This is a genomic window from Candidatus Moraniibacteriota bacterium, assembly GCA_016699385.1.
In the GTDB taxonomy this organism is placed as follows: domain Bacteria; phylum Patescibacteriota; class Minisyncoccia; order Moranbacterales; family UBA1568.
Window position 1 is genome coordinate 129,397 of record CP064974.1, and the last position, 25,808, is coordinate 155,204.

The window sequence follows — 25,808 nt, forward strand, 5'->3', positions numbered from 1 at the left end:
TGTTCAGTTGTTCCCTATAAGAAAGAAGCGGTTTCGAAGGGTATTCGATGCTTCTTCTACGAAGATTCTAAGTTATTGTATTGTTTTCTATGAACGAAGATACATCCATTCGATTTGGTGCTCGAAGTAGTGAATCGGTTCGACCAGCTACGGAATTTCCTGGGCGCCCGGCGTCTCCATTGCGGACGGGGATGCATAGTTTTCTTGGGCGAGGGGCAACTAGTGCTCCACCATCGGTCGATAATGAGAGTGTGAAGGGCTCTTCTGCGCGCGCTTCGTGGATGGCAAAATTTTTGGATGGACTGGCAACAACAAGTCTCTTCATGATTTTCTTCGGTTTTCCGATTTTTTTTCTCTCACTGACTCTTCAAGGAATTGTCTTTGAGAAACAAATATATTTCTATTTTTGGCTACTCTTGGGGCTTGTTGGATGGGTGTCAAAAGCCATCGTGACGGGTGAGCTTCGTATCCGACATACGCCGCTCGACATTCCAATCCTTCTCCTCTGGGCAACGGTGGGAATTTCTTGCTTTTTTTCAGTGGACAAATGGCATAGTCTGTGGGGCTTTTTTGGCGACCCTTCGCGAGGATTTCTGAGTATGACAGCGCTCACTCTTTCATATTTCTTCATTACCAGTCACGTGAATATGCGGCGCTTCCAGCTTCTACTGGTCGCTATTCTGCTTTCGGGAGTGCTCGTTGCCCTGTGGACAGCACTTGCATTTTTTGGCGTACAGTTCTTGCCGGGAGCATTGCTGAAGTATGCGCCACTTAGTCTCTTCGGCACTATGCGGTCGCTCACGCTTTTCTTTGGAATGATTTTGCCGATTTTCCTTATCGGTATTATCGCGCTTTTTCAGTGGTTCAAAGAGAAGAACTGGGTGTTTTGGGTGGGTATCGTTTCGCTCTCAATTGGCATCTTTCTTGACTTGTACATTCTGATGGCGGTTTATGCGTTTAGTCCGTGGTTTCCTATTTTAGCTGGCGTGAGCTTTTTCCTTATTTATGTGCTCGCACAGGTCGTTCGATTGGGTGATCGGTTCAATTGGATGCCGATGGCACTCTTTGTGCTGGTATTGATTTTTCTCATGATTGGCAATCAAGGAAACACATTTATTTCAAAGAAAACGACGATTCTTCCTGAAGTGGCACTCGACCAATCATCTTCTTGGATGATTACAAAGGATGCTCTCAAAGAACGCCTCATCGTTGGTTCGGGTCCGGCAACGTATGGTTATGATTTCTCTCTCTATAAACCAGATAGCCTGAACAAGGGTCTTCAAAGTAGCTTTCGGTTTTACCAGAGCGGGAATCTTTTCTTGGAAATGCTGACAACAATTGGAATCGTAGGCGGATTCTTCTTTCTCATCTTTTTCTTGGTTTTTCTTGGTGTTGGATTTGTTGGGCTTTCTCGCGAAAAAGAGCGCAATAAGATATTTTCTCTGGGCATTTGGGCGTCGGCACTCATCTTCGTCGTGGCGATATTTCGGATGCCGATCGAGGGACCAATATTTGTCTACGGCTTACTTCTCCTTTTCCTTGCCATACCAGTTCTCCTTGAGGAAAGTGGGCAGGGAGATGATTCGATTCGTCTCTCGCTAAAGGCGTCACCGAAATTCGCACTTGCTCTCGCATTTATTTTCATGGTGGTGTCAGCTGGCGTTGCATTTCTCTTTGCATTTGTCGGAAAGGCATTTCTTGCGGATCTTCGTGCGGGGCAATCAAGTCGATTGGCAGCTGTTGAGGTGAATTCCGACGCGCTTTCACTGATGGCTCGTTCGCTCTCCCTCATGCCCTATGAAGGGCGATACTACGCAGCTCTCGGACAAATGTACATGTCGCTTGTTAATGTGGAGGCGGCAAAACCCGAAGCAGAACGGAATCTCGATATGATAAAAACAACGGTTGAACAAAGCGTCATTCCACTTGTTGATGAAGCAACGAAGCGTATGCCAAATGACGTCTTAGTCTATGAGGTATCGGGACAGGTTTATGAAAACGTGAGTTTACTTGCTGGATCGGATCCAGATGTGCTGGCGCGAACAGGGGAAGTGTATCATCGTGCACTCGATCTCGAACCGAAGAACCCGAATTTCTATGTAAAATTGGGATTGATAGATCGGGTACTTGCTAATCGTGATGACAAGAAAGCTGTTCGGACGGATCTCTTAAATGAAGCAAAGAGCTACTTTGACACCGCACTCGAGAAAAAACCGGATTTCATTGCTGGCTATCTCAATCGCGGGCTTACTGAGGAAGCGCTGGGGAATATTGATGACGCGGTGAAGAATCTTGAAACAGCGCTCTCGATTGGTCCGAATACAGACGTATCCTTTCATCTCGCAAGAATTCTCCAAGGACGAGGCACAGAAAAAGATCTTGATCGAGCGGAAAGAGTCTCTCTTGATGCGTTGAAGCGCGATGAAAAAAACGTAAATATCATGCTCAATCTTGGGTTTGTGTATGAGAAGAAAAAGAATGCTGACAAGGCGAGTGAAATCTATGGAAAGATTCTGGATATCTTCAAGGATGATCAGTATGCGGAAACACGCAAACAAATACAAATACTCATCGACAATGTAAAGAGTGGAAAGGGGAATCTCACTAAGACCCCATCGGATATCCCGGAGACGACGTCCGCTCCGACGGAAATACCTCCAGCAGCTGAAAATGTGACCAATGCGCCAGCGGTCATTCCAGCGCCTGAGGTGCCTTCGAATCCCACTCCTCCTGAAACACCGAAAACACCCGCTCCCTAGGGAAAAATAAACAAGACTTTCCCGCTATGAAAACCCCCAGTCTTGGGGGTTTTCGCGTCTTTCGGTCCCATGCTTGACAATCTATTTTCATTTGCTATGATGAGCACTACGTACGGAGAAACAGCTTTCTCCAGCGTTTTTTTCTCAAGAAGTTCCTTTGTGCTGAAATGTCGAATCTTCGTGCGAGAAGGTTTTCGTTTCCGCAGAAATTCACCTTGACAATTCGGACTTGCCGTCTTTCTTCGAGTATGCGGAATACGAAGAGATATGGCAGGCACAAGAGAGTAGGTGAAGCGATGCCGATTGGGTAAAAACTGCCTGATCGGCAACCGAAGGTCCGAAAGGTTTTCGTCTCGCAAGGGACGAGACTTCTCGGACAAACAAGAATAGCGGTTACACATGCGCATGGTGGATGCCTAGACTTGAGCAAGCGATGAAGGACGTAGCAGGCTGCGATAAGCCTCGGGGAGTCGCCAAGCAGACTTTGATCCGGGGATCTCCGAATGGGACAACCCAGTTCCGCGCAAGCGGGATTATCACACATCTGAATACATAGGGTGGTGAAGCACACCCTGGGAACTGAAACATCTTAGTACCAGGAGGAACAGACATCAATAGAGATTCCGTCAGTAGTGGCGAGCGAACGCGGAACAGCCTAAACCAAGTGCCTTCGGGCACTCGGGGTTGCGAGGTATATGGACTCGGTTGAACGGGGTCGCACATGTTTTTTCTAGCGGAATGGTCCTGGAAAGACCAACCAGAGAGAGTGAAAGTCTCGTACGCGAAAGAAACAAACAGGCGATGCATATATCCTCAAGTAGGGCGGGGCCGGAGAAACCCCGTCTGAATCCGGGAGCACTAACTTCCAAGGCTAAATATTGCTCAAGATCGATAGTGAACAAGTACCGTGAGGGAAAGGTGAAAAGTATCCCGGTGAGGGAGATGAAATAGTTTCTGAAACCATGTCGCTAACGAAGAGTCGGAGCCTTGCCTTTACTGGTAGGGTGACGGCGTGCTTTTTGCAGAACGAGCCAACGAGTTTGCTCTACGTGGTCGCCTAAGGAACGAGAGTTCTGGAGGCGTAGTGAAAGCGAGCCTGATAAGGGCGTTTATGATCGCGTGGACAAGACCCGAAGCCGGACGAGCTACATATGAGCAGGGTGAAGCGAAGGTAAAACTTCGTGGAGGCCCGAACCCACGAGCCGTGCAACACTCGGGGATGACTTGTGTGTAGAGGAGAAATTCCAATCGAGTTCGGCGATAGCTGGTTCTCTCCGAAATAGCTTGAGGGCTAGCGTCGCGAAATTAGGGTCGGGAGGTAGAGCTACTGGATGAGAATTCGCGGGCAACCGTAGACTTTTCAACCAAACTCCGAATGCCCGATACCCGTACCGCGGCAGTCAGAAATCCGGGGCTAAGCTCGGATTTCAAAAGGGAAACAGCCCAGATCGTCATCTAAGGTCCCCAAATCTCTGTTCAGTGGAAAAGGAAGTGAAGTTTCTCGGACACCTAGGAGGTTGGCTTAGAAGCAGCCATCCTTTAAAGAGTGCGTAATAGCTCACTAGTCTAGAGACTTCGCGCCGAAAATGTAACGGGGCTAAACAGAGTACCGAAGATACGGGCTTGCAGACTTCACAAAGAAGATTTTTGGATCGGTAATTCAAGAGGCTTATATGCGAAAGACAGAGAAATTTCTGTTGGGGATGCGTGTAAGTGCGAGAATGCTTCCATGATGGAAGTTGATGCAGGTTAAAATCCTGTCCGGTCCGCCAATTTCATGTTAAGAGAAACCGCGTTTTCTCTTAACATCTTTGTGAAGTCTGTAAGCGGTAGGAGAGCGTTCCTTGTGCGCTGAAGCTCGCACCGTGAGGTGGGGTGGAGTGCAGGGAAGTGAGAATGTTGGCATGAGTAACCGCAATGTGCGTGAAATCCGCACACACCGAAAGTCCAAGGTTTCCCGGGCAACGGCGATCGTCCCGGGGTTAGTCGGTCCTAAGGCGAGGCCGAAAGGCGTAGTCGATGGCAAATCGGTTAATATTCCGATACTATAGAACGCATTCGATGGAGTGACGCATTCTAGTATTCTTCGCGCATTATTGGATTTGTGTAGAAATATTGAGGGCGTTGGGTAGGTAAATCCGCCCGACATTCTCCCAAGATATTTCTGAACGTCCGGATTTATTCGGATGAACGAAGAAAAGCAGGGTGCCAGGAAAAACTTCTAAGGTTCGTGCGTTCATAACCGTACTAAAACCGACACAGGTGGACTGGGCGAGTAGCCCAAGGTGAACGGGAGAACCTTCGTTAAGGAACTCGGCAAAAAAGCTAGGCGTACGTTTGCAATATGCCTTGCCCATCGCAAGATGGGCCGCAGCGAAAGTTTCCCAAGCGACTGTTTACCAAAAACACAGGTCTCTGCAAACCCGCAAGGGGAAGTATAGGGGCTGACGCCTGACCAGTGCTGGAACGTTAACGGGAGCGGTTCACGCCAATCCCCGAAGCGCCAGTGAACGTCGGCGATAACTATAATCGTCCTAAGGTAGCGAAATTCCTTGTCAGGTAAATTCTGACCCGCATCAAAGGCGTAACGATTTGGGAACTGTCTCAACGAAGGACCCGGTGAAATCGCAGTGACGGTAAAGATGCCGTCAACCTACAGCTAGACGAAAAGACCCCGTGGAGCTTTACTATAACTTGGTATTGAATAGGAGTTGTGGTTGCCGAGATTAGGTGGGAGGCTATGAAGTCCCGATTCTGGTCGGGATGGAGCCAACAAGTGGAATACCACCCTGCTTTGATTCTTATTCTAACCCTGGGCCGTTAGTTGGTTTCTACGATAGCTGAAGTGTGTCCTTAATGGATATGCTTTGGTTGAGTTTATCGTGTTCAAGTGTTCAATATCGTTCTAGAAATCAGCTACCGGTCCGGGGACAGTGCCTGGTGGGTAGTTTGACTGGGGCGGTCGCCTCCTAAAAGGCAACGGAGGCGTTTACTAAGGTAGGCTAGGTCCGGATGGAAATCGGACCGATAGCGCAAAAGCACAAGCCTGCTTTACTGAAAGACCTATACGTCAATCAGTCACGAAAGTGGAATTTAGTGAACCGACCATCCCTCGTAGGAGGGTGGAAGATCAACAGATAAAAGTTACCCCGGGGATAACAGGCTAATCACTCCCAAGAGTCCACATCGACGGAGTGGTTTGGCACCTCGATGTCGGCTCATCGCATCCTGGGGCTGGAGAAGGTCCCAAGGGTTTGGCTGTTCGCCAATGAAAGCGGTACGCGAGCTGGGTTCAAACCGTCGTGAGACAGGTTGGTCTCTATCTACTGTAGGCGTCATTACTTGAGAGGAGTCTTTCCTAGTACGAGAGGACCGGAAAGAACGAACCTCTGGTGTATCGGCTGTTCTGCCAAGGGCACTGTCGAGTAGCTATGTTCGGACCGGATAACTGCTGAAAGCATCTAAGCGGGAAGCCGACCTCAAGATAAGGTAGTCGTTCCAATTTATTGGGACAAAATATCCTCGGAGACTACGAGGTTGATAGGCTTCAGGTGGAAGCCCCGTGAGGGGTGGAGCCGAGAAGTACTAATATATTTACGAATCGCTCTTCATGTTCCGGTTGCCGATCAGACCGTTTTTCGAAACGGCTGACGAACTGTTTCCCACTCTCTTGTTTGTATACTGATTGAACCCAGAGTATCTGGTGTCTCTTGCCGCGAGGGTACACCTCTTCCCATTCCGAACAGAGCCGTTAAGCTCGCGCACGCCGATGGTACCTCGCACTTTTTTCGCAACTTTTTCCCGAGTTGTGCAAAGAGTGCGGGGGAGAGTAGGTCGATGCCAGGTACTGTGTGTTCAATCAAAAAACTCTCTTTCAAGAGAGTTTTTGTGTATTTTGAAGCTTGTTTACAATTTCTGTACGCTGCTATATTTTGAAGGTTTTGAGTGGCGCAAAAGAGCGTGTAGGTAGACTCTTTAGACATTGCTTCCGATTTTCTCTATACTGGAGGAAATCATTCTCTTTTCTCTATGATGGATCATCGACGTCAAAAGAAAGTCGTATTCGGCGCAATTTACGGCGTACTCTTTCTGTGTCTTGCCTACCTTGTCTATTTGCCGTTTAAGCCGCCAGAAACGTGTCTTGATGGCAAAAAGAATCAGAATGAGACAGGTATCGATTGTGGTGGTGTGTGTGGCGCGTGTATAGTTGAGCCAGTCTTGGAGGATATACAGGTGACTGAATCTGCTTGGGTGCTTGCGGGAAAAGGGAATGAATACGATGTAGTTGGGAAGATTTCCAATCCAAATAACGATTATGGCGCTTCAAGTGTGACGTATACGTTTCGTGTATTCGATGCTTCCGGCGGTGTTTTGGCGGAGAGGAGTGGTACCAGTTTCATCCTTCCAAAAGAGGAGAAGTATCTTGTTGAGACTGGACTTGCACTTTCGGGGAAGCCTTCTCGTGTCGATGTCGTGCTGAAAGAGGTGGCATGGGAGAAATTCGCAGGGTACAAGGAGCGACCAGCGCTGGATGTCTATAATAAGAGTTTTGAGCGTGCCTCTGGGACAAGTTTCGGAGTGGCGAAGGGGCTGGTGGTGAATAATAGCCCGTTTGATTTTACGAGTATCGGTATTGTTGTTGTGCTTCGTGATGGGAATAGTCATGTGGTTGCACTTCAGAAAACCGATATGCAGACGCTTCGCTCTGGCGAACAGCGTGACTTCACTCTTTTGTGGCCGGACCCGTTCCAGGGTGATGTGGAGAAGGTCGAGGTACAGACCGATGCCAATGTCTACCGTACCGATACCTTCATCCGTACCTATCTCCCTACCATGAGCCAATCATTCCAGAATTTGAACCGGTAGAAAGGAGTAGTGCGCAATGAAATTCGGAAGATTGCGTGATGTTTCCGAATATTTGGGAAGGCGAAGTTTTTACATGGATGTATGCTCCGACGATTCTTCCAGGGGGATTGGGTGTTGCTCTCGGCGGCGTATTTGTTGCTTGGGGTGGGACTCCTCACTATATATAGTCTGTCGGGCGGATTTCCGCAGCAAAATATCTTTGTGCGGCAGATGATTTTTGCAGCACTTGGAACAATTGCCTTGGTGTCGTTTCCACTCTTCGATTATCGGCATCTGTCGAAGTTGAGCACGCCACTCTATTTTCTCACAGGAGGAATTCTTACCTTCGTGTTGATTTTCGGTAGTACGATACGAGGGACGTCTGGATGGATACAGTTTTTTGGATTCCAGTTTCAGCCGGTGGAATTCTCGAAAATTGTGCTCATTATCTTCTTGGCAAGCTTTATCTCGCAGAAGCGCAGTGAATTGGGAGATTTTGTTCGACTTTTTGCTTCTTTTGTATTAACGTCGATTCTCATATTTTTAGTGTTGAAGCAACCTGACCTTGGAAGCGCATTGGTCTTGGCGGGAATTTGGTTTTTCATGGTAATCGTTTCTGGCATACGAAGACAACATCTTTTGATACTTGGTACATTTTTTGTGGTGGTAATATCTGTTGGCTGGTTCTTTCTTGCCCCATATCAGAAAGACAGAATTTCTACATTTCTTCATCCTGATCAGGATCGACAGGGAAGCGGGTACAATGTTTTTCAGGCGCTCGTTGCCGTGGGGTCTGGCGGTGTGAGTGGGAAGGGCTTGGGACATGGATCGCAATCACAGTTCCAATTCTTACCGGAGCGACATACAGACTTCATTTATGCCGTTGTGTCGGAAGAGCTTGGATTTATCGGTGCCGCATTGGTGTTATTTCTTTTTGGAGTACTTCTCTTTCGTATCGTTGGAGCAGCGCTTCTTGCGCGGGACAATTTTGGATATTTGCTTGGCATGGGAATTGCCTCTATGATATTCATACAAACGACCGTTAATATCGGTATGAATATTGGCGTTCTCCCGGTGACAGGTATACCACTTCCACTCATGAGCTATGGAGGAAGTTCGCTCATCTCAGTGTTTCTTGGTATCGCTATCGTGCAAAATATCGTCTCGAGACGAAAGGAATACGAATCTCACGAATGGTCTGGTATGTAGAATGGGAGAATATTTTGTTTCGGATTCTTGACATCGTTGCCATTTTTGAGTATACTTATTGGGTATTCATTTTTTCGGTATTCTTATGCGAGTTCTCGTTATTGTCCAGGTGATTGTCGCGCTTCTCCTCATTGTTTCGATACTTTTGCAGAGTCGCGGAGATGGTATGAGTATTTCTGCAAGTGGAGGGAATTACTATGCTAAACGAGGCTTCGAAAAATTCCTGCTCTATGCGTCAGCGGGTCTTGCCTTTTTGTTTGTTTTCCTTGCGGGGCTCAATGCGTATCTCACGCAGAAATTCTAGCTTCTTCCGATTGACTTTTGTATGAGAGCCCGCTATCGTTCCTGATGGAGGAGGGTGGCGTAATCTGTAATTCGAGCGTATTCGTGTTCCAAAGCTTCAATTTTTTTCCCTAAAGAAGTGGGGAATATTTCTTGAGACGATTGGTTTTTGGGAGAAAATGGTAGTATTTGCTCTTCTTTTTGTTGCTCTTGCCGGACTTTTCACGTGGCTGGCGATGCTCTTTTTGGCATTCACGAAGCCGGTACCGACCGAGGGAGGGGTCTATACCGAAGGAATAGTCGGGGAGCCGATGCATATAAATCCCATACTGACACAGGCAACGGAAGTGGATGCGGATATGGTGCAGTTGGTATATAGCAGCCTTTTTTCCTATGACGATACAGGGAAACTTCGTCCGAGTCTTGCGGAAGGATATGAGCTCCTCGAGGACGGGAAGAAATATGTGGTGAAGCTTCACTCGGGAGTGAAATGGCATGATGGGCAGGATCTCACGGCGGATGACGTACTCTTTACCTTTCGGACGATTCAAGACCCGTCCTATCGGAGTCCGCTTCGCGCCAATTGGCAAGGTGTTGAGGTGTCAAAGGATGATGATTTGACGGTAGTTTTTTCTCTCAAAAAAGCGTACTTCGATTTTTTGGAAAATCTGACGGTCGGTATTGTGCCGAAACATGTTTGGGATGGTATCGCTCCAGAGAAATTTTCACTTACCGATGTCAATTTGAACCCGATTGGTTCGGGACCATTTCGCGTCGAGGGCTTCAAGAAAGACTCGAATGGCACGATTCTTTCGTATGAACTCCGCGCATTCCCGCAGTATTTCGAAGGCGTCCCGTTTCTTCAGAAAATCGTGTTGTACTTTTATGGAAGTGAAGAAGATTTGCTTTCGGCGTATCGTCGTCGAGAGATACTTGCGATGAGCAATGTGACGCCCGCGACGTTTCCGGAGGACTTGAAAGAGCAAAAGGATACGGTCGTTCGTGATATTGTTCAGCCTCGAGTTTTCGCGGTCTTTCTCAATGAAAAGAAAAACGCAGCGCTTGCGGAGGAGCCAGTGCGACGCGCGCTTGCGCTCGCAACAGATCGGGAAGCACTTGTTCGAGATGTGCTCGATGGACATGGGGAGGCGGCTTATTCACTGTTTTCTCCGGGTGCTGAAGCCTATTCTTCTGCCGGTGAAGCATCCGCATACAATCCGGACGAGGCAATGAAGGTGCTTGAAGATGCTGGATGGAAGTTGAATGCTGATGGTGTGCGAGAGAAGGGTGGCGTACGCTTGGAGTTTGATATTGCGACGCCGAACTGGGAAGAGCTTGTCAAAACGGCACATATGGTAGAGAATGAGTGGAATGAGATTGGTGCTCACGTGACGGTTACGGTGTTGGAGAATGTCTCTGATGCCCAACGGACGATTCGGTCTCGGGAATACGCTGCGCTTCTCTACGGACTCGCTACGACCTTTGAGCCGGATCCCTATTCATTTTGGCATTCGAGCCAGACGGGTGAACTCGAACACAACTTCGCACTATTTTCGGACAAGCGTGCCGACGAGCTACTCTCCAGTGTACGTGAAGAGCTTAATGCAGACACTCGCTCCGGAATGTATCGTGAATTTCAGGAGATTCTGGCAACAAGAATGCCAGCAGTGTTTCTCTATTCGCCGCGATATGTGTATGTACAGCGTAAGAGTGTTCACGGGTTCTACGCTCAGGCAATCAATACGCCAGCATCTCGATTTCAGGATGCTGCTCACTGGTATATGAGTACAAAGCGAGTGAGAAAATAGCGATGATTTGAATGGTGTAGCTTGTTGCCTGTGTTTTGTTTGATTGGCAGTCAGAGGTTTCTTCCGGTTTTTTTTGAATGATATTTAAACGCGTAAGTCTTCGGAGAGAAAAAATAAACGTATGACAGAAATAACACAGAATGCCGATCCGTCTCATTTCCGAAAGATGCTTCTTGAAGCGCCTGGGCAGTTTCGTGTTGGGCTCGATCTTGGGAAGTCAGTCTCTATATCGGGGAACTATACGTCGATAGAAATTTCCGGTATGGGAGGCTCGGCATTGCCGGGGAATCTCCTTCGCGTCTATTTGGCGGAACATTTTCGCCAGTTTGATGGGAAACACCCGATTGCCATTTATCAAAATCGTTTTTATGGACTTCCACATGAAGCATACCAGGAAGGGTGTCTGAATTTCATCTGTTCCTACTCTGGCAATACCGAGGAAACCGTTGCGGCGTTTGAGGAAGCGATTGAAAATAAACTTCCATCTATTGGCATATCGGCAGGAGGCACAATAGAGGAACTGTGTCAGAAGTATGGCATTCCACATATCAAGTTGCCAATTCCTTTTGAGAATTTCCAGCCACGTGTCGGAACAGGATATTTCTTTGGAGCGATATTTGGAGTTTTGGCACAGCTTGGAATGGTGATGGATACCTGTGATGATATTGCGAAAGAGGCAGAATCGCTTTCTCTTGAAATGGCTCATCTTGAAGAGCAGGGAAAGCGTCTTGCGGAGAAGATAGCTGGCAAGACTCCGGTTGTGTATTCGGATACGCGATACAAATCTGTCGCTATGATCTGGAAGATAAAGATGAATGAAAATGCAAAGACTCCGGCATTTTGGAATTTTTTCCCCGAACTCAATCACAATGAAATGGTTGGCTTCACGAATCCTCAGGGGAAGTTCTTTCTCATCATGTTGCTCGATAGCGAGGGGAGTCCGCAGATGCGGAAGCGGTTTGAGGTGACAGCGCAGATTCTTGAGAATCGCGGCATCTCATCGGAAACAGTGGATATGGGTGAGGGAAGCGTCTTTACAAAAATGTTTCGCATGATTTTTCTTGGCGATTGGGCGTCGTATCATCTCGCGCTTCGCTATGGTGTTGATCCAACACCAGTTGATATGGTGGAGGAACTCAAAAAATTGCTCGTATAACTTTGGAAAGTACGCGTGTTTGAATTGAAATGAGAGATTTTTGCAAGACTGCTTTTGAAGAAGCTGTCTTGTGAGTGGAAAAAATTCGGGGGATATGGCGGAATTGGTAGACGCGCTGGCTTCAGGAGCCAGTCTTCGCAAGAAGGTGAGAGTTCGAGTCTCTCTATCCCCACACCGATGGCAATTCTTTGTGTCGAAACGTACGGGCTGAAGCATTCAGAGAGGTCGATTCTGAATTTCTTTACGCATTTTTTTCGTTGCGTCTTTCCAGACGTGGCGCCTACTCTTTCTCACAGTGTTCTTGCTTTTTAATTTGGTAGAATTGTATTTTTTATGTTTGTTTTATGACAGAATCATCATTTGTATCTCCATCCTCTCCGTCTTCGGGAGCCGCGGCTTCCGGTGCGCCGAGGCGTTCGAGGAATTTTCCACGGAGGAGACCGTTTGGCGAGAATCGCCAAAATAACCAGAATCGACCGACTTCTCAATCAGTGTCCTCTTCAGGTATGTCCGAGTCGCATAATCATCGGCAGGGATTCCCTCGCACTCCTTCTCGCGAGAATCGTCAGAGTGAGTCTAGTCGGAAGCCACTTGATTTGGGGTCTATCTCGTCTTTTCTTGCGGAGCCACTTCGGAATATTTCTTTTGAACGTGATCGGAAGTTTGTTGTATCGTCCGCGTCTTCATCACCGAGACAGTCCACACCTCTTTCACCGAGATCGGATCGTCAAGAGAGATCTGCCCCATCGTTTCATGGGAAGGGTCGACAGGCGAATCGACCGGCAAGGGCTCAGCATTCGGGTGGGCAGAGACTGGCGAGTCGCCCGGGGGAAGGAGCAGATGACACCTCGGAAATGTCGAAGAAGACCGCTCGTAAATTCGCAGCAGCACGACGCGAGCCGAAGCCGTTTATCTTTGATAGAAATGAAGGTGGCACGGTGCCACCGATTGGCAAGGGATTGCTTCGTGTCATCCCGATTGGTGGCCAGGAAGAAGTTGGGCGGAATATGACGGTTTTCGAATACGAGAATGATATCGTTATTGTCGATATGGGCGTGCAGTGGCCGGAGGCGGATATGCCCGGTATAGACTATATCGTGCCAAACATTAGCTATCTCAAAGGAAAAGAAAAGAATATTCGCGGTGTTATCTTTACGCATGGACACCTCGATCATATTGGCGCGGCGCCGATTCTTCTCAAGGAATTAAACTATCCGCCAATTATCGGTCGTGATCTGACGATTGCGCTTATCAAACGAAAGGTGGAGGATCATGAACAGGGGTCTACATCACGCCTCAAAATTGTGCCCATACGATCACTCACAGACGCGATACAGCTCGGCGCCTTTCGAGCAAAGTTTTTCGAAGTAGAGCATTCTATCATGGATGCAGTCGGCGTGGTTCTTGAAACGCCAGAAGGGTCCATTATTCATATGGGCGACTGGACTATCGGCAAAGACCCAATCAATCCCAAGCCGATTACCTATACGCATCTCGCCGATCTTCCCAAGCCGACGATACTGATGCTTGAGAGTTTGGGAGCGTTGAAGTCCGGTGATCCGCCGTCGGAGAGGGAAGTGCACCAGAACCTCAAGAATCTCTTGGAAACGGCGCCGGGGCGCATCATTCTCGCGACATTTGCCTCACAGGTGCAGCGCATCGCCTATATCATCGAGTATGCTGAGCGAATCGGGAAGAAAGTGGCGCTCGAAGGCTACAGCATGAAGATGAACATGGAAATCGCCAAGGAGCTCGGGTATCTCAAAGCGAAGAAGGAAACTATTATCACCGTGAATGATATTCATAAGTATCCTGATAATCAGGTGCTCGTGATTTGCACGGGCGCGCAAGGTGAACTCAATGCAGCGCTGTCCAAGATTGTTACTGACAATCATCGATTCATCAAATTGCAGAAAAAAGACACGATTGTTTTTTCATCCTCAGTAATTCCTGGAAATGAGCGAAGCATTCAGCGCCTCAAAGACAATCTTTACCGAAAGTGTGACAATGTGCTCCACAGTGAGACGCTTGATACGCAGGGGGTGCATCTCGACATTCACATTGGTGGACACTCGACTGCAAAGGGCATTGAGGAAATGCTGCGCCAGGTTCGTCCGACATTCTTCTTGCCTGTCTATGCCAATCATTACTTCCTCAAAGAGGCAGCGAAGATTGCTGGTCGGATAGGATTTCCAGCGGAGCGCGTTTTCGTACTCGACAATGGTGGCATTCTCGAAGTGCAGAAAGGCGAAGCAAAAGTATTTCCGAAGAAGGCGGACTCAAGCTATGTCTTTATCGATGGGCTTGGTGTCGGCGATATCGGGCACGTGGTTTTGCGTGATCGGCAGATGCTTGCTCAGGATGGCATGATTGCGATTACGGTTGTCATTGATTCGAAAACGAAGAAAATAATCGGTTCGATACAGATTACCTCGCGCGGCTTCATCCATGTGAAAGAAAACTTCGATCTTGTGAATGAGACAAAACGAAAGGTGACCAAGATTGTGAAAGATTCGACGTCGAGGGACACGTCGCTTGACTGGAATCTCGTACGGAATAATATTCGCGATACAGTCGGGCAATTCCTCTTCATGAAGACAGAGCGGCGTCCGATGGTGCTCCCTGTAATAGTGGAAGCATAGGCATTGCCTGTATCAGGAAACAAGAGAGGGTTTTGACATGTGTTGTCGAGCCCTTTTTTGTTGTTGTGAAGAAGGAGGTTGTGACTATATAAGAGGGGTTGTTTTTCAGAAGAAATTGTTCTTTTGCTTGTCTTCGCTTCGAAAGCCGCAAAAAAACAATTTCTTCTGAAAAACAGTGCGAAATATGCTCTTTTAGCACCTCTCTCGCAGAGGATGAGTTTTGAGGATAGAATGCAATCTCGCAAAGATATTTCTCAAGATGCTATACTAAATGACATATATTTTGTTGATTTTTCTATGGATCATACGGCGTCTTCTCCGACTGAAGAATTATTTCCGGGACTTTCATCGCATGAAGTGAAGGATCGTTCGGAGCGTTATGGCGAGAACGTGCTTGCACCTCGTCGACGTATCAATCCTGTCGTTTCTTTCCTTAAAGAATTCACAAGTCCACTGTTGATTATCTTGCTTGCGGTTTCTTTTGTTTCTTTCTTCTTTCTCGGACAGCGGACAAACGCCACCATTATTTTTGCCATGGTGCTTATCTCTGCTGTGGTTGATTTTGCTAATACGTTTCGATCGGAGCGCGCGGTGGAGCGACTTGCTGAGCGAGTGAAGACACTGTCTCGAGTTCGTCGCAACGGCAAGGAAAAAGAAATAGACGCACGCAGTCTCGTGCCGGATGATATTGTCCTTCTCTCAGCGGGGAGTCTCATCCCAGCTGATGCGGAAGTGCTTGAGGCGCGAGATTTCTTCGTCAATCAGTCGGCATTTACCGGTGAGTCATTCCCGACAGAGAAGCGACCGCTCGGGCAAAGAAGTCCTGCTGATCGCATCACCGAGCGAGATGATCGGGTATTCATGGGGACAAGTGTTGTTTCTGGATTCGCAACTGTGCGAATCCTGCTGATAGGTAAGGAGACTGAATATGGGAAGATTGCTTCGCATGTTTCCGAAGAAAAGGGTGAGACGGATTTCGAGCGGAATATTCGCGGGTTTAGTCTCTTTGTCATGCGACTCAATTTCGTTTTGGTAGGGCTGGTGCTTTTGGTGAATACACTTCTTGGACGTGACTTTGTTGAATCACTCACCTTTTCTATTGCAATTGCTATCGGTCTTACGCCTGAGCTTTTGCCGGTGATGCTCTCAGTGTCGCTTGCTCGCGGTTCAGTACGCATGGCGAAGAAGCATGCCATTGTGAAAAACTTGTCGTCGATTCAAAACTTTGGCAGTATGACGGTGCTTTGTACTGACAAGACGGGCACTCTCACACAAGACAAAATCACACTTATCAAACATATCGACGGCGATGGACGCGACTCGGAAGAAGTCTTCCTCTACTCATATCTCAACAGCGCCTATCAAACGGGTGTCAAAAATCCACTTGATCGGGCTATTGTGGAACACGGGAAGCCGGATATTTCTGCGTATGAAAAAGTGGATGAAGTGCCGTTTGATTTTGTACGTCGGCGCGAGTCTTTGGTTGTCGCAAAGCGTGGCGAAAAGATATTGACTACCAAGGGTGCGCCGGAACATGTGTTGCCGATTGTGTCTTCCATTCGCATTGCCGGGAAGAATATTCCCATGGATGCGGTGCGCCGGACGTTGCTCCAGCAATCAGCGGAGACGTTGTTTGGGGAAGGGTTCCGTGTGTTGGCAATTGCGACCAAGACGCTCGACGCCGATGACTATACCTACAATGCTGCGGATGAGTCGGATATGACTTTTGTCGGGTTTGCCGCATTTCTTGATCCTCCGAAGAAAGATGCGATGCAGACGATTCAAGAGCTTTCTGATCTCGGTGTCTCGGTGAAGATTCTCACGGGGGATAGCGATACACTCACGCGGAAGATTTGCGCGGACATTGGTATACCGGTCTTGGGGACGGTTCTTGGAAAAGATATCGATCGACTTTCTGCGTCGGAAGTGGCAATACTCGCTCTCAAGACAACTATTTTTGCTCGTGTGACACCGGCGGAGAAAGAGCGCATCATCCAATCGCTTCGTACGCTTCCCAACACCGTTGTTGGCTATATGGGTGATGGTATCAATGATGTGACCGCGCTTCACGCGGCAGATATCGGCATCTCGGTCGAGAACGCCGTGCCCGTCGCCAAAGACGCGGCAAATATCATTCTCCTTGAGAAGAGTTTCTCGGTCCTCAAGGATGGTATCGAAGAGGGACGGAAGACGTTTCAAAACACGCTCAAATATATCCGCATGTGGATTTCGTCGAATTTCGGAAACATGTTTTCGATGATGGGCGCTTCGGCGGTTCTCCCATTTCTCCCGATGAGTCCTCAGCAGATTCTCCTCAACAACTTCCTCTACGATTCGTCGCAGGTGGGGCTTCCGATGGATCATGTCGACAAGGAATCTATCACGCGCCCGGCGCGATGGAACTTCCGCGGTATTCGTCGATTCATGATTATCTTTGGAACGATTAGCTCGGTCTTTGATTTCCTGACATTTGGTGCGCTCTTCTTATTCTTTGGCCTGAGTGAAGGTGCTTTCCAGACTGGCTGGTTTCTGGAATCCTTGGCGACGCAAATTCTCGTCATCTTCATCGTCCGAACGCGGCACATACCGTTCTTCCGCAGTATCCCAGGTGGATTTCTTATTGCCAATACACTGCTTGTTCTTGCTGTCGGCTGGATCATTGCGCTCTCGCCATTTGGGCGTATCTTTGGTTTCGAGCTCCTACCGTTTCCTGTTTTCCTCACCATATTCACCATCACCATTGCCTACCTCGCCACAGTCGAAATCGCCAAGCGAATCTTCGAGAAGACCGTGCAATTGGAGGGGTAACTTGAATGTATGGCAGCGTAGGAAAGAATATGGAAAGAGTCTCAAAGGGGCGCGTGTGTGGAGCGCGCCTTTGCTTTTTTGGGAGAAACTTTCTACACTGTGTGGACTATGGAGAAGAGTTTTTGGCAACAACTTCCGAAGCCGTTCATGGTGCTCGCGCCGATGGCAGGGGTGACAGATACGGTATTTCGGCAAATCATTGCACGGCGAGCGAAGCCCGATGTTTTTTGGACGGAGTTTGTTTCGTGTGACGGACTCTGCAGTCGCGGTCGGGAGGCTTTGCTTCGTGATTTTCTCTTTATCGAAGATGAGCGACCGATTGTGGCGCAAGTATTTGGCGCGACACCGAAAAACTTCTATGAAACAGCGCGACTTGTTGTTTCACTTGGGTTTGATGGGATTGATATCAATATGGGCTGTCCCGATCGTGCAGTGCTTGGACAGGGTGCGGGTGCGGCGCTCATTCGGACGCCGGGACTCGCGCGAGATATCATCGCGGCGACGAAAGAGGGAATTGCGTCGGCAGGGTCGACTATCCCGCTCTCGGTGAAGACACGGACAGGATTTGACTCCGATGAAATCGATACATGGATACCGATGCTTCTTGATGCGAAACTCGATGCACTCACGATTCACGCGCGGACGAAGAAAGAAATGTCGGACGTGCCGGCGCGCTGGAGTGATGTGGCGCGCGTCGTTGAAATGGCTCGAGGAACCGAGACGCTCATTATCGGGAATGGCGATGTGCGCGACCTCGCAGACGCAAGACAGAAAGCGAGCGAGACGGGGGCGGACGGCGTGATGCTGGGGCGCGCGATATTTGGAAATCCGTGGCTCTTTGATGTGACAGGGAAAATTCCGACAGTGGAAGAAAGGCTGTTGGCGCTCGTCGAGCACACGCACCTCTACGAAACGACGTGGGGAACGACGAAGAGTTTTGATCTCATGAAGAAACACTACAAAGCCTATGTCAATGGATTTCCCAATGCCTCTGATCTTCGTTCGCGGCTCATGCTATGCAAGAATTCAAAGGAAGTGGAAGAAATCGTGACAAATTTTTTATGCGTATGACTCAAACTTTTGCCAATCGCGTGCGTGCGGTTGTGTCACAGATTCCAAAAGGGAAGACGATGACGTACAAAGAAGTGGCGGAGCGAGCGGGGAGTCCGCGCGCGTTTCGCGCGGTCGGCAACATTCTCAACAAGAACTTCGACCCGAATATTCCGTGCCACCGCGTCGTCCGAAGCGACGGCACGACCGGCGGCTACAATCGCGGCGCGGAGAGGAAGCTGGAGCTACTTCAAGAGGAAAGAAACTTATGAGTTTTTTTGCAGGAGTTATCTTATTGTGATAGTCTCTTACTGGTAGCGTACCTTTCAAAGCGAGGTTTCCATGGATATCAATGGTGGCGGTTTATGTGAACTTGATGCGGTCTCCCTGTATAATCTTGGGAGAATTATCGGTGAGATATCAATGGAGAGGCCAGATATTACGCATCGCATACTCGTTGGGATTCGCGACGGTATGGTAGATGCAGATTCTTTCTCCGGGTATGGTTTTGGGGAATTGTTGGAGGCGCTGGAGCGACACTGGTTTTCCCATGTCGCGAATCAAGATATTCCTCCTCCAATACAGTTTGTTAGATCAAACACTCTTTCTGGTTCGGGAAGGCTTCAGTTTCAGATAGTTTTAAGACCCCGTTCCATTTGAGAACGGTTGCTAGAACCCATATCGTCGAACAATTACGACGTGCCAGTAAGCGAATGTCTGTACAGGTACGCGATGGAGCATGCCGGGAAGCCGTTTGATTCGGATACGCCGCGGGTTACGGAGAGGGAAAGAGCAATCTTGAATGAGGGTCGCTTGCGGCAGGAGAATGAGGATAGAGGTAAAGAAGGATAAAAAAATCCGGAGCATCGCTCCGAGAATACAATTGCGCTACACTGTTCATTCAGTTGTAGTGCGTTTTTTATTGCGTTTTCGTATGGTAAAGAAGAAGGAAGTGCCGTTTGCGTCGCAGGATTGGATTATGGTGAAGGGGGCGCGGACACGCAATTTGAAGAATATCACCGTGTCGATTCCTCGGGGGAAAATGACGGTGTTTACGGGGCTTTCCGAGAGTGGGAAGTCTTCTTTGGCGTTCGATACGATATTTGCCAATCGCGTGCGTGCGGTTGTGTCACAGATTCCAAAAGGGAAGACGATGACGTACAAAGAAGTGGCGGAGCGAGCGGGGAGTCCGCGCGCGTTTCGCGCGGTCGGCAACATTCTCAACAAGAACTTCGACCCGAATATTCCGTGCCACCGCGTCGTCCGAAGCGACGGCACGACTGGTGGCTACAATCGCGGCGCAAAGAGGAAACGAGAGATTTTGCAGGAGGAAGGAGTTTTGGATGATTGAGAAGATGGGAATACAAAAAGAGAGCTGGTCAGGCTCTCCAAAGTTTCATGACCTTTATTTTCTGTTAAAGTTCGGCAAATTCAGCCACCATCTGGCGCCGGAATTTGGGATATACCCAAGACCCCACCAACCGTAGCCATCTTCACTGGGAACTGCTGGAACAAGCATGCCGATTTTACATGTAAATTGCCCGCTGGCCTCTTTGGGAATGCTTCCATCGGAGCGCAATTGGGAGATATCCGTATTTGTCTCTGCTGCTGCGCATCGAACACACAGAAGTCTTGCTCGGAATGTCTGCCAATCTCTCCAAAGCTTCACACCGTGAGCTTGGCATTTACAGCAGGCGTAGCTCGATGGAACTGCGCCACCCAAATATTGCCCGCCTGCTCCGGTTGGAAAATAGGCAATCTGCTTCGCAATTTCCAGTGCTATCCTCGGGTTTCTTTCCCATGGAAATATTGCTGACAATCCCTTTCCCCGAGATTGTCTCCATTGACCATGGAGAACGGTATACTCAGCTGTCCCTGGTTTATATTTACGTACTCCGGAAGTTTTCACGGGCATCTTCTTTTTCCTCAATTGTGACTAAAAGATCAACCCTTCCTTGTTAAAAAACTTTCCTCAAAAATCATGTTAATAGTGGTATGTTGAGCAAAATTTGTCAATAGAATTCACCGCGGATAATAAAGAATATAATTGTCAGAAATCCCAGCTCTCGATGATGGTTTCGGAGGCTCTCTTCTGTGCTCCGGATAATACTAGGCTACGTTGATTTTCTGTTTGTTTCACGCTACACTGTTCATTCAGCTGTAGCGTATTTTTTATGCCGAAAAAGGCGAAAGTCGATGATCACGTGCCTCAGAATTGGATTGTGGTGAAGGGGGCGCGGACGCACAATTTGAAGAATATCACCGTGTCGATTCCTCGGGGGAAGATGACGGCGTTTACCGGACTCTCGGGGTCGGGGAAGTCTTCGCTTGCATTTGATACCATATTCGCCGAGGGACAGCGGCGGTATGTCGAGTCGCTTTCGGCGTATGCGCGGCAATTTTTGAATCAAATGCAGAAGCCGGATGTGGATGAAATAGAAGGGCTTTCGCCGGCGATTTCTATCGATCAGAAATCGCGCTCGTCCAATCCACGTTCGACAGTCGCGACGATTACCGAAATATACGATTACCTCCGCGTGCTCTATGCGCGTATTGGGCGACCGCATTGTCTCACATGCGGGCGGGAGATTTCCAAACTTTCGACAGATGAGATGATTGGTTTTATTTCGGAGCAGGCATCGAAAGCAAAAGCAAAAGAGTCGCTTCGAATTTTAGCGCCGATTGTGCGCGGACGAAAGGGTGAATACTATCAATTGCTCTATGACTATCTCGGAAAGGGATTTTCCGAGGCGCGCATTGATGGTGAGATGAAGAGCCTGCGTGAACGCGTCGTACTCTCAAAACACAAAGCGCATGATATCGATATGCTGGTCGACACGATACCGGTATCGGAACTCTCAAGTAAAATGTGGAGCGATGATGCCGGAATGCGTTTGCGAGAGGCAGTGGAGAGATCGCTCGAGGAATCAGAGGGGCTTGTCAAAATCGTGATTGGTGAAGAAGAGAAATTGCTTTCGTCGAAATACTCGTGTCCGTATGATGGTTTTTCCTATCCGGAAGTCGAGCCGAGATTGTTCTCGTTTAACTCGCCCTATGGTGCGTGTCCGGAATGTAATGGTCTTGGCACGAAGCACTTCTTCGGAAGTGAACCGTGTCCTCTGTGTGAAGGGAGTCGCTTGCGCGAGGAGGCACTTCAGGTAAAGGTGTGTGGCAGAAACATCGTGGAGTTCTCCGGCATGGTAATTGGCGAAGCGAAGGCGTTCCTCGATACGGCGGCGCTCGATGATCGAGAGCGCGCTATCGCTTCAGTTGTTCTCAAGGAAATCGGCAATCGCCTGACATTTCTCCTCGATGTGGGACTTGATTATCTCTCGCTTGACCGTCGTGCCAATACGCTCTCGGGCGGGGAGTCGCAACGCATTCGTCTTGCTTCACAACTGGGCAGTCAATTGGTGGGCGCACTCTATGTCTTGGATGAACCGACCATCGGGCTTCATCCGCGGGACAATGACCGTCTTATCAAGACACTTATCGAGCTTCGCAACCTCGGCAATACGATTATCGTTGTCGAACATGATGAAGATACAATTTTTGCATCCGACTATATCGTGGATATTGGACCGAAAGCAGGTGTGCACGGTGGAGAAGTAATCGTATCCGGATTTCTCGAAGAGCTTCTCACTGCAAAGAAAAACGAATCGAAATCGCTCACGCTCTCCTATTTACGCGGTGAATCCGTGATACCGATTCCGGAACGGCGACGAATGAAGGAGAAAGGCTCGATAAAAATCCGCGGAGGGAAGGTGTTTAATATTGTGAATATGGATGCGGAGATTCCGCTCGGTCGCATCGTTGCGATCACGGGCGTGTCGGGTTCGGGCAAATCGTCATTTCTCTATGAAATTTTGCACAAGAATCTCCGAGCGCGACTTGATCGTCGATATCGGAGTCCAAAGACAGTGAACTGCGTCTCGTTTACAGGGACAGAATATCTCGCGCGTGCTGTATTGATCGACCAGTCGCCAATCGGACGGACGCCTCGCTCGAATCCCGCAACCTATACCGGTATGTGGACGCATATTCGCGACATGTTTGCGATGACATCCGAGGCGCGCGTGCGGGGCTGGCGCTCGGGGCGATTCTCATTCAATGTGAAGGGCGGACGCTGTGAGACCTGTGAGGGAAATGGACAGATTGCCGTCGAGATGCACTTCTTGCCGACGGTGTATGTGCCGTGCGATGTGTGCGGAGGAAAGCGATTTACCAAAGAGACACTCGAAGTCACCTACAAACACAAGAATATTTACGAAATCCTCAAGATGACTGTCGAGGAAGCACATCCATTTTTCAAAGACATTCCTGCGATTGCCGATCGGTTGCAGACGCTCCTTGATGTGGGGCTTGGCTATCTCGAACTCGGTCAGTCGGCGACGACGCTCTCGGGCGGTGAAGCTCAGCGTATCAAAATTGCGAGCGAACTCTATCGCCCCAATCTCCAACGAACAATGTACCTCCTCGATGAGCCGACCGTCGGACTCCATTATGAAGATGTTCGAAAGCTCATCGAAATCCTCGATCGCCTCGTTGAAAAGGGAAATACTGTTGTCACTATCGAGCACAATATGGATATTTTGAAGAGCGCCGACTATATCCTCGACATCGGTCCCGAAGGCGGCGCGGGAGGTGGTCGCCTTGTCGCCAAAGGAACGCCCGAACAAGTTGCCAACAACCCAAAGTCGCATACGGGAGTGTATTTGAAACGAGTGTTGAAGGATTGAACGTACTCGGGTACTTTTCTTTAGAAATTTAGTAACGATTATCCTTCTGAAACGTCGCATAAGTTCTTGCTCTTTTCCTGGTTTTTCGTAGACTTGGAATATTATGCAGACCAAACGAATTGTCACAATTGGTGGAGGGACGGGGAGTTTTACTTTGTTGCAGGGACTGAAGCGGCATCCATTTCGGTTGTCGGCGGTGGTTTCCATGGCGGATGATGGCGGGTCGACAGGGGTGCTTCGCGATGAGCTTGGGGTGCTTCCGCCGGGCGATGTGCGGCAGTGCTTGGTGGCGCTTTCACAGTCATCGGAAAAGATGCGAGAGCTCATGAACTACCGCTTCGATAATGGCGGACTCAAAGGGCATAGCTTTGGCAATTTGTTGTTGTCGGCGCTTGAGAAAATGGAAGGGAGTTTCTCCGAAGGGGTTCGCCGCGCGATGGAAATACTCAAGGTGTGCGGAGAGGTAATACCGGTCACAAATGAGGATGCACATCTCGAGATGCGACTCTCTGATGGGACGATGCTTTGCGGGGAAAACGAAATCAATCATGCGGAGACGCTTCAGGAAGTCGGTATTGAGAAATTCTCCTTTGCGAAATCGGTGCGAGCGAGCGCGCTTGCCGTGAAGCGAATTGGCGAAGCGGATGCTATTGTCATTGGGCCGGGAAATTTCTACTGTAGTCTGTTGCCAAATGTTCTTATTCGCACCTGTGCGCGAGCGATACGCGATTCGTCTGCTCGCGTTATCTTTGTCGCCAACCTGACCAATAAGCGTGGGCATACGAGTGGGTGGAGTGTTGATGATTTCGTTCGGGAACTGGAGAAATATATTGGTCGCGGTCGAGTGGACTTTGTGGTGTGGAATGTGAGGAAGCCAAACAAAGAACTGGTACGGAAATATGAGGAACAAGAAGGAGAGGGAATGCTCGTCACTTTTGATCAAGACGCGATTCTCAATCGGACATATCGCGTCCTTCGTGCCGATGTTGTTTCGGATCGTGCATCGGTTGTGCGGGAAGGCGATGTGATTGCAGCAACCCGGGCATTTATCCGGCATGACTCGGATCGTTTGGCGCAGGCAATCGCTTTTCTTGTCACTCTCGATTCAAAGAAACGCGTGATACACGATATTGTATGAAACTCGAAACATTTGACACGAAATATCGAGAAAGACTTCCGGATGTGCCGGGAGTGTACTTTTTCCTTGGTACGAAGGGGAAAGTTTTGTATATCGGCAAGGCGACATCGCTTGCGAGTCGAGTAAGAAGTTACTTCACGCAAGACATTATACTGACGCGCGGACCGAAAATTGTGCGGATGTTGGAATTGGCGGCGGACATCAAGTGGCAGGAGACGGACTCGGCGCTTGAGGCGTTGCTTCTTGAGGCGAATCTCATTCAGAAGCATAGCCCGGCATACAATACTGATGCAAAAGATGATAAGAGTTGGAACTTCGTGGTGATTACGAAGGAGAAATTTCCGCGCGTCTTGGTGGAGCGGGGGAAGAAATTGGAAAATGGAGAACAAAGAGAGAAGAACAAGGAATCGGGTAGAGGAAAGAGAGGTAGACGATTGACGACGAAAAGCAAACCGGTTTCCTATCGGGCGATGTTTGGACCGTTCCCATCTGGAGGAGCGCTCAAAGAAGCAGTGAAGATTGTTCGAAGAATTTTTCCGTTTCGAGATATCTGTACACCGCTTGAAAATCAAGAGAGAAAGAATCTCGCGAAGCCATGCTTTAATGCGCAGATAGGATTGTGTCCCGGCGTGTGCATTGGCGCGGTGTCGGCGCGTGAGTATGGGAAGACGATACGAAATATCAAACTTTTTTTTGAGGGGAAGAAAACAACGATAGTGCGAAATTTGGAACGCGAGATGAAATCCGAGGCAAGAGGGTTGCGTTTTGAGCGAGCAGGGGAGATAAAGAAAACACTCTTTGCTCTTGCACATATTCAGGATGTGGCGCTGCTCAAGAGGAATTTATTTGAGGGCGATTCTCGAAAGGCCGATGGAATACATGTGGGTAGTGGGACGCGCATTGAGGCATATGATGTAGCACATTTGGGTGGCGAGAATACGGTTGGAGTAATGACGGTTGCTCTTGATGGAGAAGCACAGAAAGAAGCCTATCGGAAATTTATTCTCCATGGTGATGCGCGAGGGAATGATCTCGCGGCACTTGAAGAGTTATTGCGTCGGCGTTTGAAACATACTGAATGGATAATGCCGAAACTCATCGTCGTTGATGGATCGAATCTCCAACGCCATGTCGCTGAGGCGGTGTTGCGAGATTTTTCGCTCGATATTTCCGTTGTCTCAGTCTTGAAAGACGAACATCATCAACCAAAAGGAATACTTGGACCAAAGAATGAGAGGGATACATACAAAGACGCCATACTGCTTGCCAATAGCGAGTCGCATCGCTTTGCTATATCATTTCATCGGAAGCGGAGAAGGAAAGCTTTTTTGTCTCTTTGACACTCACCTGCTACACTGATGACGAGTAGAGA

16 protein-coding genes, 1 tRNA gene and 2 rRNA genes are annotated in these 25,808 nt (G+C 48.7%); 18 read left to right on the plus strand and 1 reads right to left on the minus strand.

The annotated features are described in order from the left end of the window. The first annotated feature begins 89 nt into the window (after positions 1-89). From IPJ67_00550 to IPJ67_00620, 15 genes are all read left to right on the plus strand, one after another. Positions 90-2,759, plus strand: coding sequence for a hypothetical protein (locus IPJ67_00550; GenBank protein QQR77630.1), 2,670 nt, complete (start codon positions 90-92; stop codon positions 2,757-2,759). A gap of 387 nt (positions 2,760-3,146) precedes the next feature. After that, positions 3,147-6,368: ribosomal RNA gene (locus IPJ67_00555) — 23S ribosomal RNA — on the plus strand. 90 nt (positions 6,369-6,458) lie between these two features. After that, positions 6,459-6,605, plus strand: a 5S ribosomal RNA gene (gene rrf / locus IPJ67_00560). A 183-nt stretch (positions 6,606-6,788) separates the two neighbouring features. Continuing rightward, positions 6,789-7,625, plus strand: a complete 837-nt coding sequence (locus IPJ67_00565; GenBank protein QQR77631.1) for a hypothetical protein — start codon at positions 6,789-6,791, stop codon at positions 7,623-7,625. Between the two features lie 81 nt (positions 7,626-7,706). Continuing rightward, the gene (gene rodA, locus IPJ67_00570) at positions 7,707-8,813 is read left to right on the plus strand and encodes a rod shape-determining protein RodA (GenBank protein QQR77632.1); all 1,107 of its coding nucleotides are present in this window, start codon (positions 7,707-7,709) and stop codon (positions 8,811-8,813) included. Positions 8,814-8,898: 85 nt separating this feature from the next. Beyond that, positions 8,899-9,117: a preprotein translocase subunit SecG gene (secG, locus tag IPJ67_00575; GenBank protein QQR77633.1), complete on the plus strand. Its 219-nt coding sequence runs from the start codon at positions 8,899-8,901 to the stop codon at positions 9,115-9,117. A gap of 157 nt (positions 9,118-9,274) precedes the next feature. Beyond that, complete coding sequence (locus IPJ67_00580) at positions 9,275-10,903, plus strand: hypothetical protein (GenBank protein QQR77634.1); 1,629 nt, start codon at positions 9,275-9,277, stop codon at positions 10,901-10,903. A gap of 121 nt (positions 10,904-11,024) precedes the next feature. Continuing rightward, positions 11,025-12,059 (plus strand): bifunctional phosphoglucose/phosphomannose isomerase, encoded by a 1,035-nt coding sequence (locus IPJ67_00585; GenBank protein ID QQR77635.1) that lies wholly within the window; start codon positions 11,025-11,027, stop codon positions 12,057-12,059. Positions 12,060-12,147: 88 nt separating this feature from the next. Next, positions 12,148-12,231 (plus strand) — tRNA-Leu (locus tag IPJ67_00590). A gap of 172 nt (positions 12,232-12,403) precedes the next feature. Continuing rightward, a complete protein-coding gene (locus IPJ67_00595; protein ID QQR77636.1) occupies positions 12,404-14,701 on the plus strand; it encodes a ribonuclease J in 2,298 nt (765 codons plus the stop codon). A gap of 297 nt (positions 14,702-14,998) precedes the next feature. Continuing rightward, complete coding sequence (gene mgtA / locus IPJ67_00600) at positions 14,999-17,509, plus strand: magnesium-translocating P-type ATPase (GenBank protein ID QQR77637.1); 2,511 nt, start codon at positions 14,999-15,001, stop codon at positions 17,507-17,509. 108 nt (positions 17,510-17,617) lie between these two features. Continuing rightward, complete coding sequence (locus IPJ67_00605; protein QQR77638.1) at positions 17,618-18,580, plus strand: tRNA-dihydrouridine synthase; 963 nt, start codon at positions 17,618-17,620, stop codon at positions 18,578-18,580. Further along, positions 18,577-18,831, plus strand: coding sequence for an MGMT family protein (locus tag IPJ67_00610; GenBank protein ID QQR77639.1), 255 nt, complete (start codon positions 18,577-18,579; stop codon positions 18,829-18,831). Before IPJ67_00605 ends, IPJ67_00610 begins: the two co-directional genes overlap by 4 nt. A 70-nt stretch (positions 18,832-18,901) precedes the next feature. Beyond that, positions 18,902-19,219 (plus strand): hypothetical protein, encoded by a 318-nt coding sequence (locus tag IPJ67_00615; protein QQR77640.1) that lies wholly within the window; start codon positions 18,902-18,904, stop codon positions 19,217-19,219. Positions 19,220-19,601: 382 nt separating this feature from the next. After that, positions 19,602-19,910: a methylated-DNA--[protein]-cysteine S-methyltransferase gene (locus IPJ67_00620; GenBank protein ID QQR78020.1), complete on the plus strand. Its 309-nt coding sequence runs from the start codon at positions 19,602-19,604 to the stop codon at positions 19,908-19,910. A gap of 54 nt (positions 19,911-19,964) precedes the next feature. On the opposite strand, the gene IPJ67_00625 is transcribed toward IPJ67_00620, so the two are convergent. Then, positions 19,965-20,474, minus strand: coding sequence for a hypothetical protein (locus IPJ67_00625; GenBank protein ID QQR77641.1), 510 nt, complete (start codon positions 20,472-20,474; stop codon positions 19,965-19,967). A 259-nt stretch (positions 20,475-20,733) separates the two neighbouring features. On the opposite strand from IPJ67_00625, the gene uvrA reads away from it, so the two are divergent. The 3 genes from uvrA to IPJ67_00640 all read left to right on the plus strand — a co-directional run bounded on the left by uvrA (position 20,734) and on the right by IPJ67_00640 (position 25,776). Then, positions 20,734-23,298 (plus strand): excinuclease ABC subunit UvrA, encoded by a 2,565-nt coding sequence (uvrA, locus tag IPJ67_00630; protein QQR77642.1) that lies wholly within the window; start codon positions 20,734-20,736, stop codon positions 23,296-23,298. 103 nt (positions 23,299-23,401) lie between these two features. Continuing rightward, entirely contained in the window at positions 23,402-24,436 is a 1,035-nt protein-coding gene (locus IPJ67_00635) for a YvcK family protein (GenBank protein ID QQR77643.1), read from the plus strand. Continuing rightward, complete coding sequence (locus tag IPJ67_00640) at positions 24,433-25,776, plus strand: GIY-YIG nuclease family protein (GenBank protein QQR77644.1); 1,344 nt, start codon at positions 24,433-24,435, stop codon at positions 25,774-25,776. Before IPJ67_00635 ends, IPJ67_00640 begins: the two co-directional genes overlap by 4 nt. Positions 25,777-25,808: the final 32 nt, after the last annotated feature.

Coding starts and splice junctions, on each gene's coding strand:
- uvrA (QQR77642.1), top strand. CDS start 20,734: ATGCCGAAAAAGGCGAAAGTCGATGATCACGTGCCTCAGAATTGGATT.
- secG (QQR77633.1), top strand. CDS start 8,899: ATGCGAGTTCTCGTTATTGTCCAGGTGATTGTCGCGCTTCTCCTCATT.
- IPJ67_00610 (QQR77639.1), top strand. CDS start 18,577: ATGACTCAAACTTTTGCCAATCGCGTGCGTGCGGTTGTGTCACAGATT.
- IPJ67_00605 (QQR77638.1), top strand. CDS start 17,618: ATGGAGAAGAGTTTTTGGCAACAACTTCCGAAGCCGTTCATGGTGCTC.
- IPJ67_00615 (QQR77640.1), top strand. CDS start 18,902: ATGGATATCAATGGTGGCGGTTTATGTGAACTTGATGCGGTCTCCCTG.
- IPJ67_00595 (QQR77636.1), top strand. CDS start 12,404: ATGACAGAATCATCATTTGTATCTCCATCCTCTCCGTCTTCGGGAGCC.
- mgtA (QQR77637.1), top strand. CDS start 14,999: ATGGATCATACGGCGTCTTCTCCGACTGAAGAATTATTTCCGGGACTT.
- IPJ67_00640 (QQR77644.1), top strand. CDS start 24,433: ATGAAACTCGAAACATTTGACACGAAATATCGAGAAAGACTTCCGGAT.
- IPJ67_00635 (QQR77643.1), top strand. CDS start 23,402: ATGCAGACCAAACGAATTGTCACAATTGGTGGAGGGACGGGGAGTTTT.
- rodA (QQR77632.1), top strand. CDS start 7,707: ATGCTCCGACGATTCTTCCAGGGGGATTGGGTGTTGCTCTCGGCGGCG.
- IPJ67_00550 (QQR77630.1), top strand. CDS start 90: ATGAACGAAGATACATCCATTCGATTTGGTGCTCGAAGTAGTGAATCG.
- IPJ67_00580 (QQR77634.1), top strand. CDS start 9,275: ATGGTAGTATTTGCTCTTCTTTTTGTTGCTCTTGCCGGACTTTTCACG.
- IPJ67_00625 (QQR77641.1), bottom strand. CDS start 20,474: ATGCCCGTGAAAACTTCCGGAGTACGTAAATATAAACCAGGGACAGCT.
- IPJ67_00565 (QQR77631.1), top strand. CDS start 6,789: ATGATGGATCATCGACGTCAAAAGAAAGTCGTATTCGGCGCAATTTAC.
- IPJ67_00620 (QQR78020.1), top strand. CDS start 19,602: ATGACGGTGTTTACGGGGCTTTCCGAGAGTGGGAAGTCTTCTTTGGCG.
- IPJ67_00585 (QQR77635.1), top strand. CDS start 11,025: ATGACAGAAATAACACAGAATGCCGATCCGTCTCATTTCCGAAAGATG.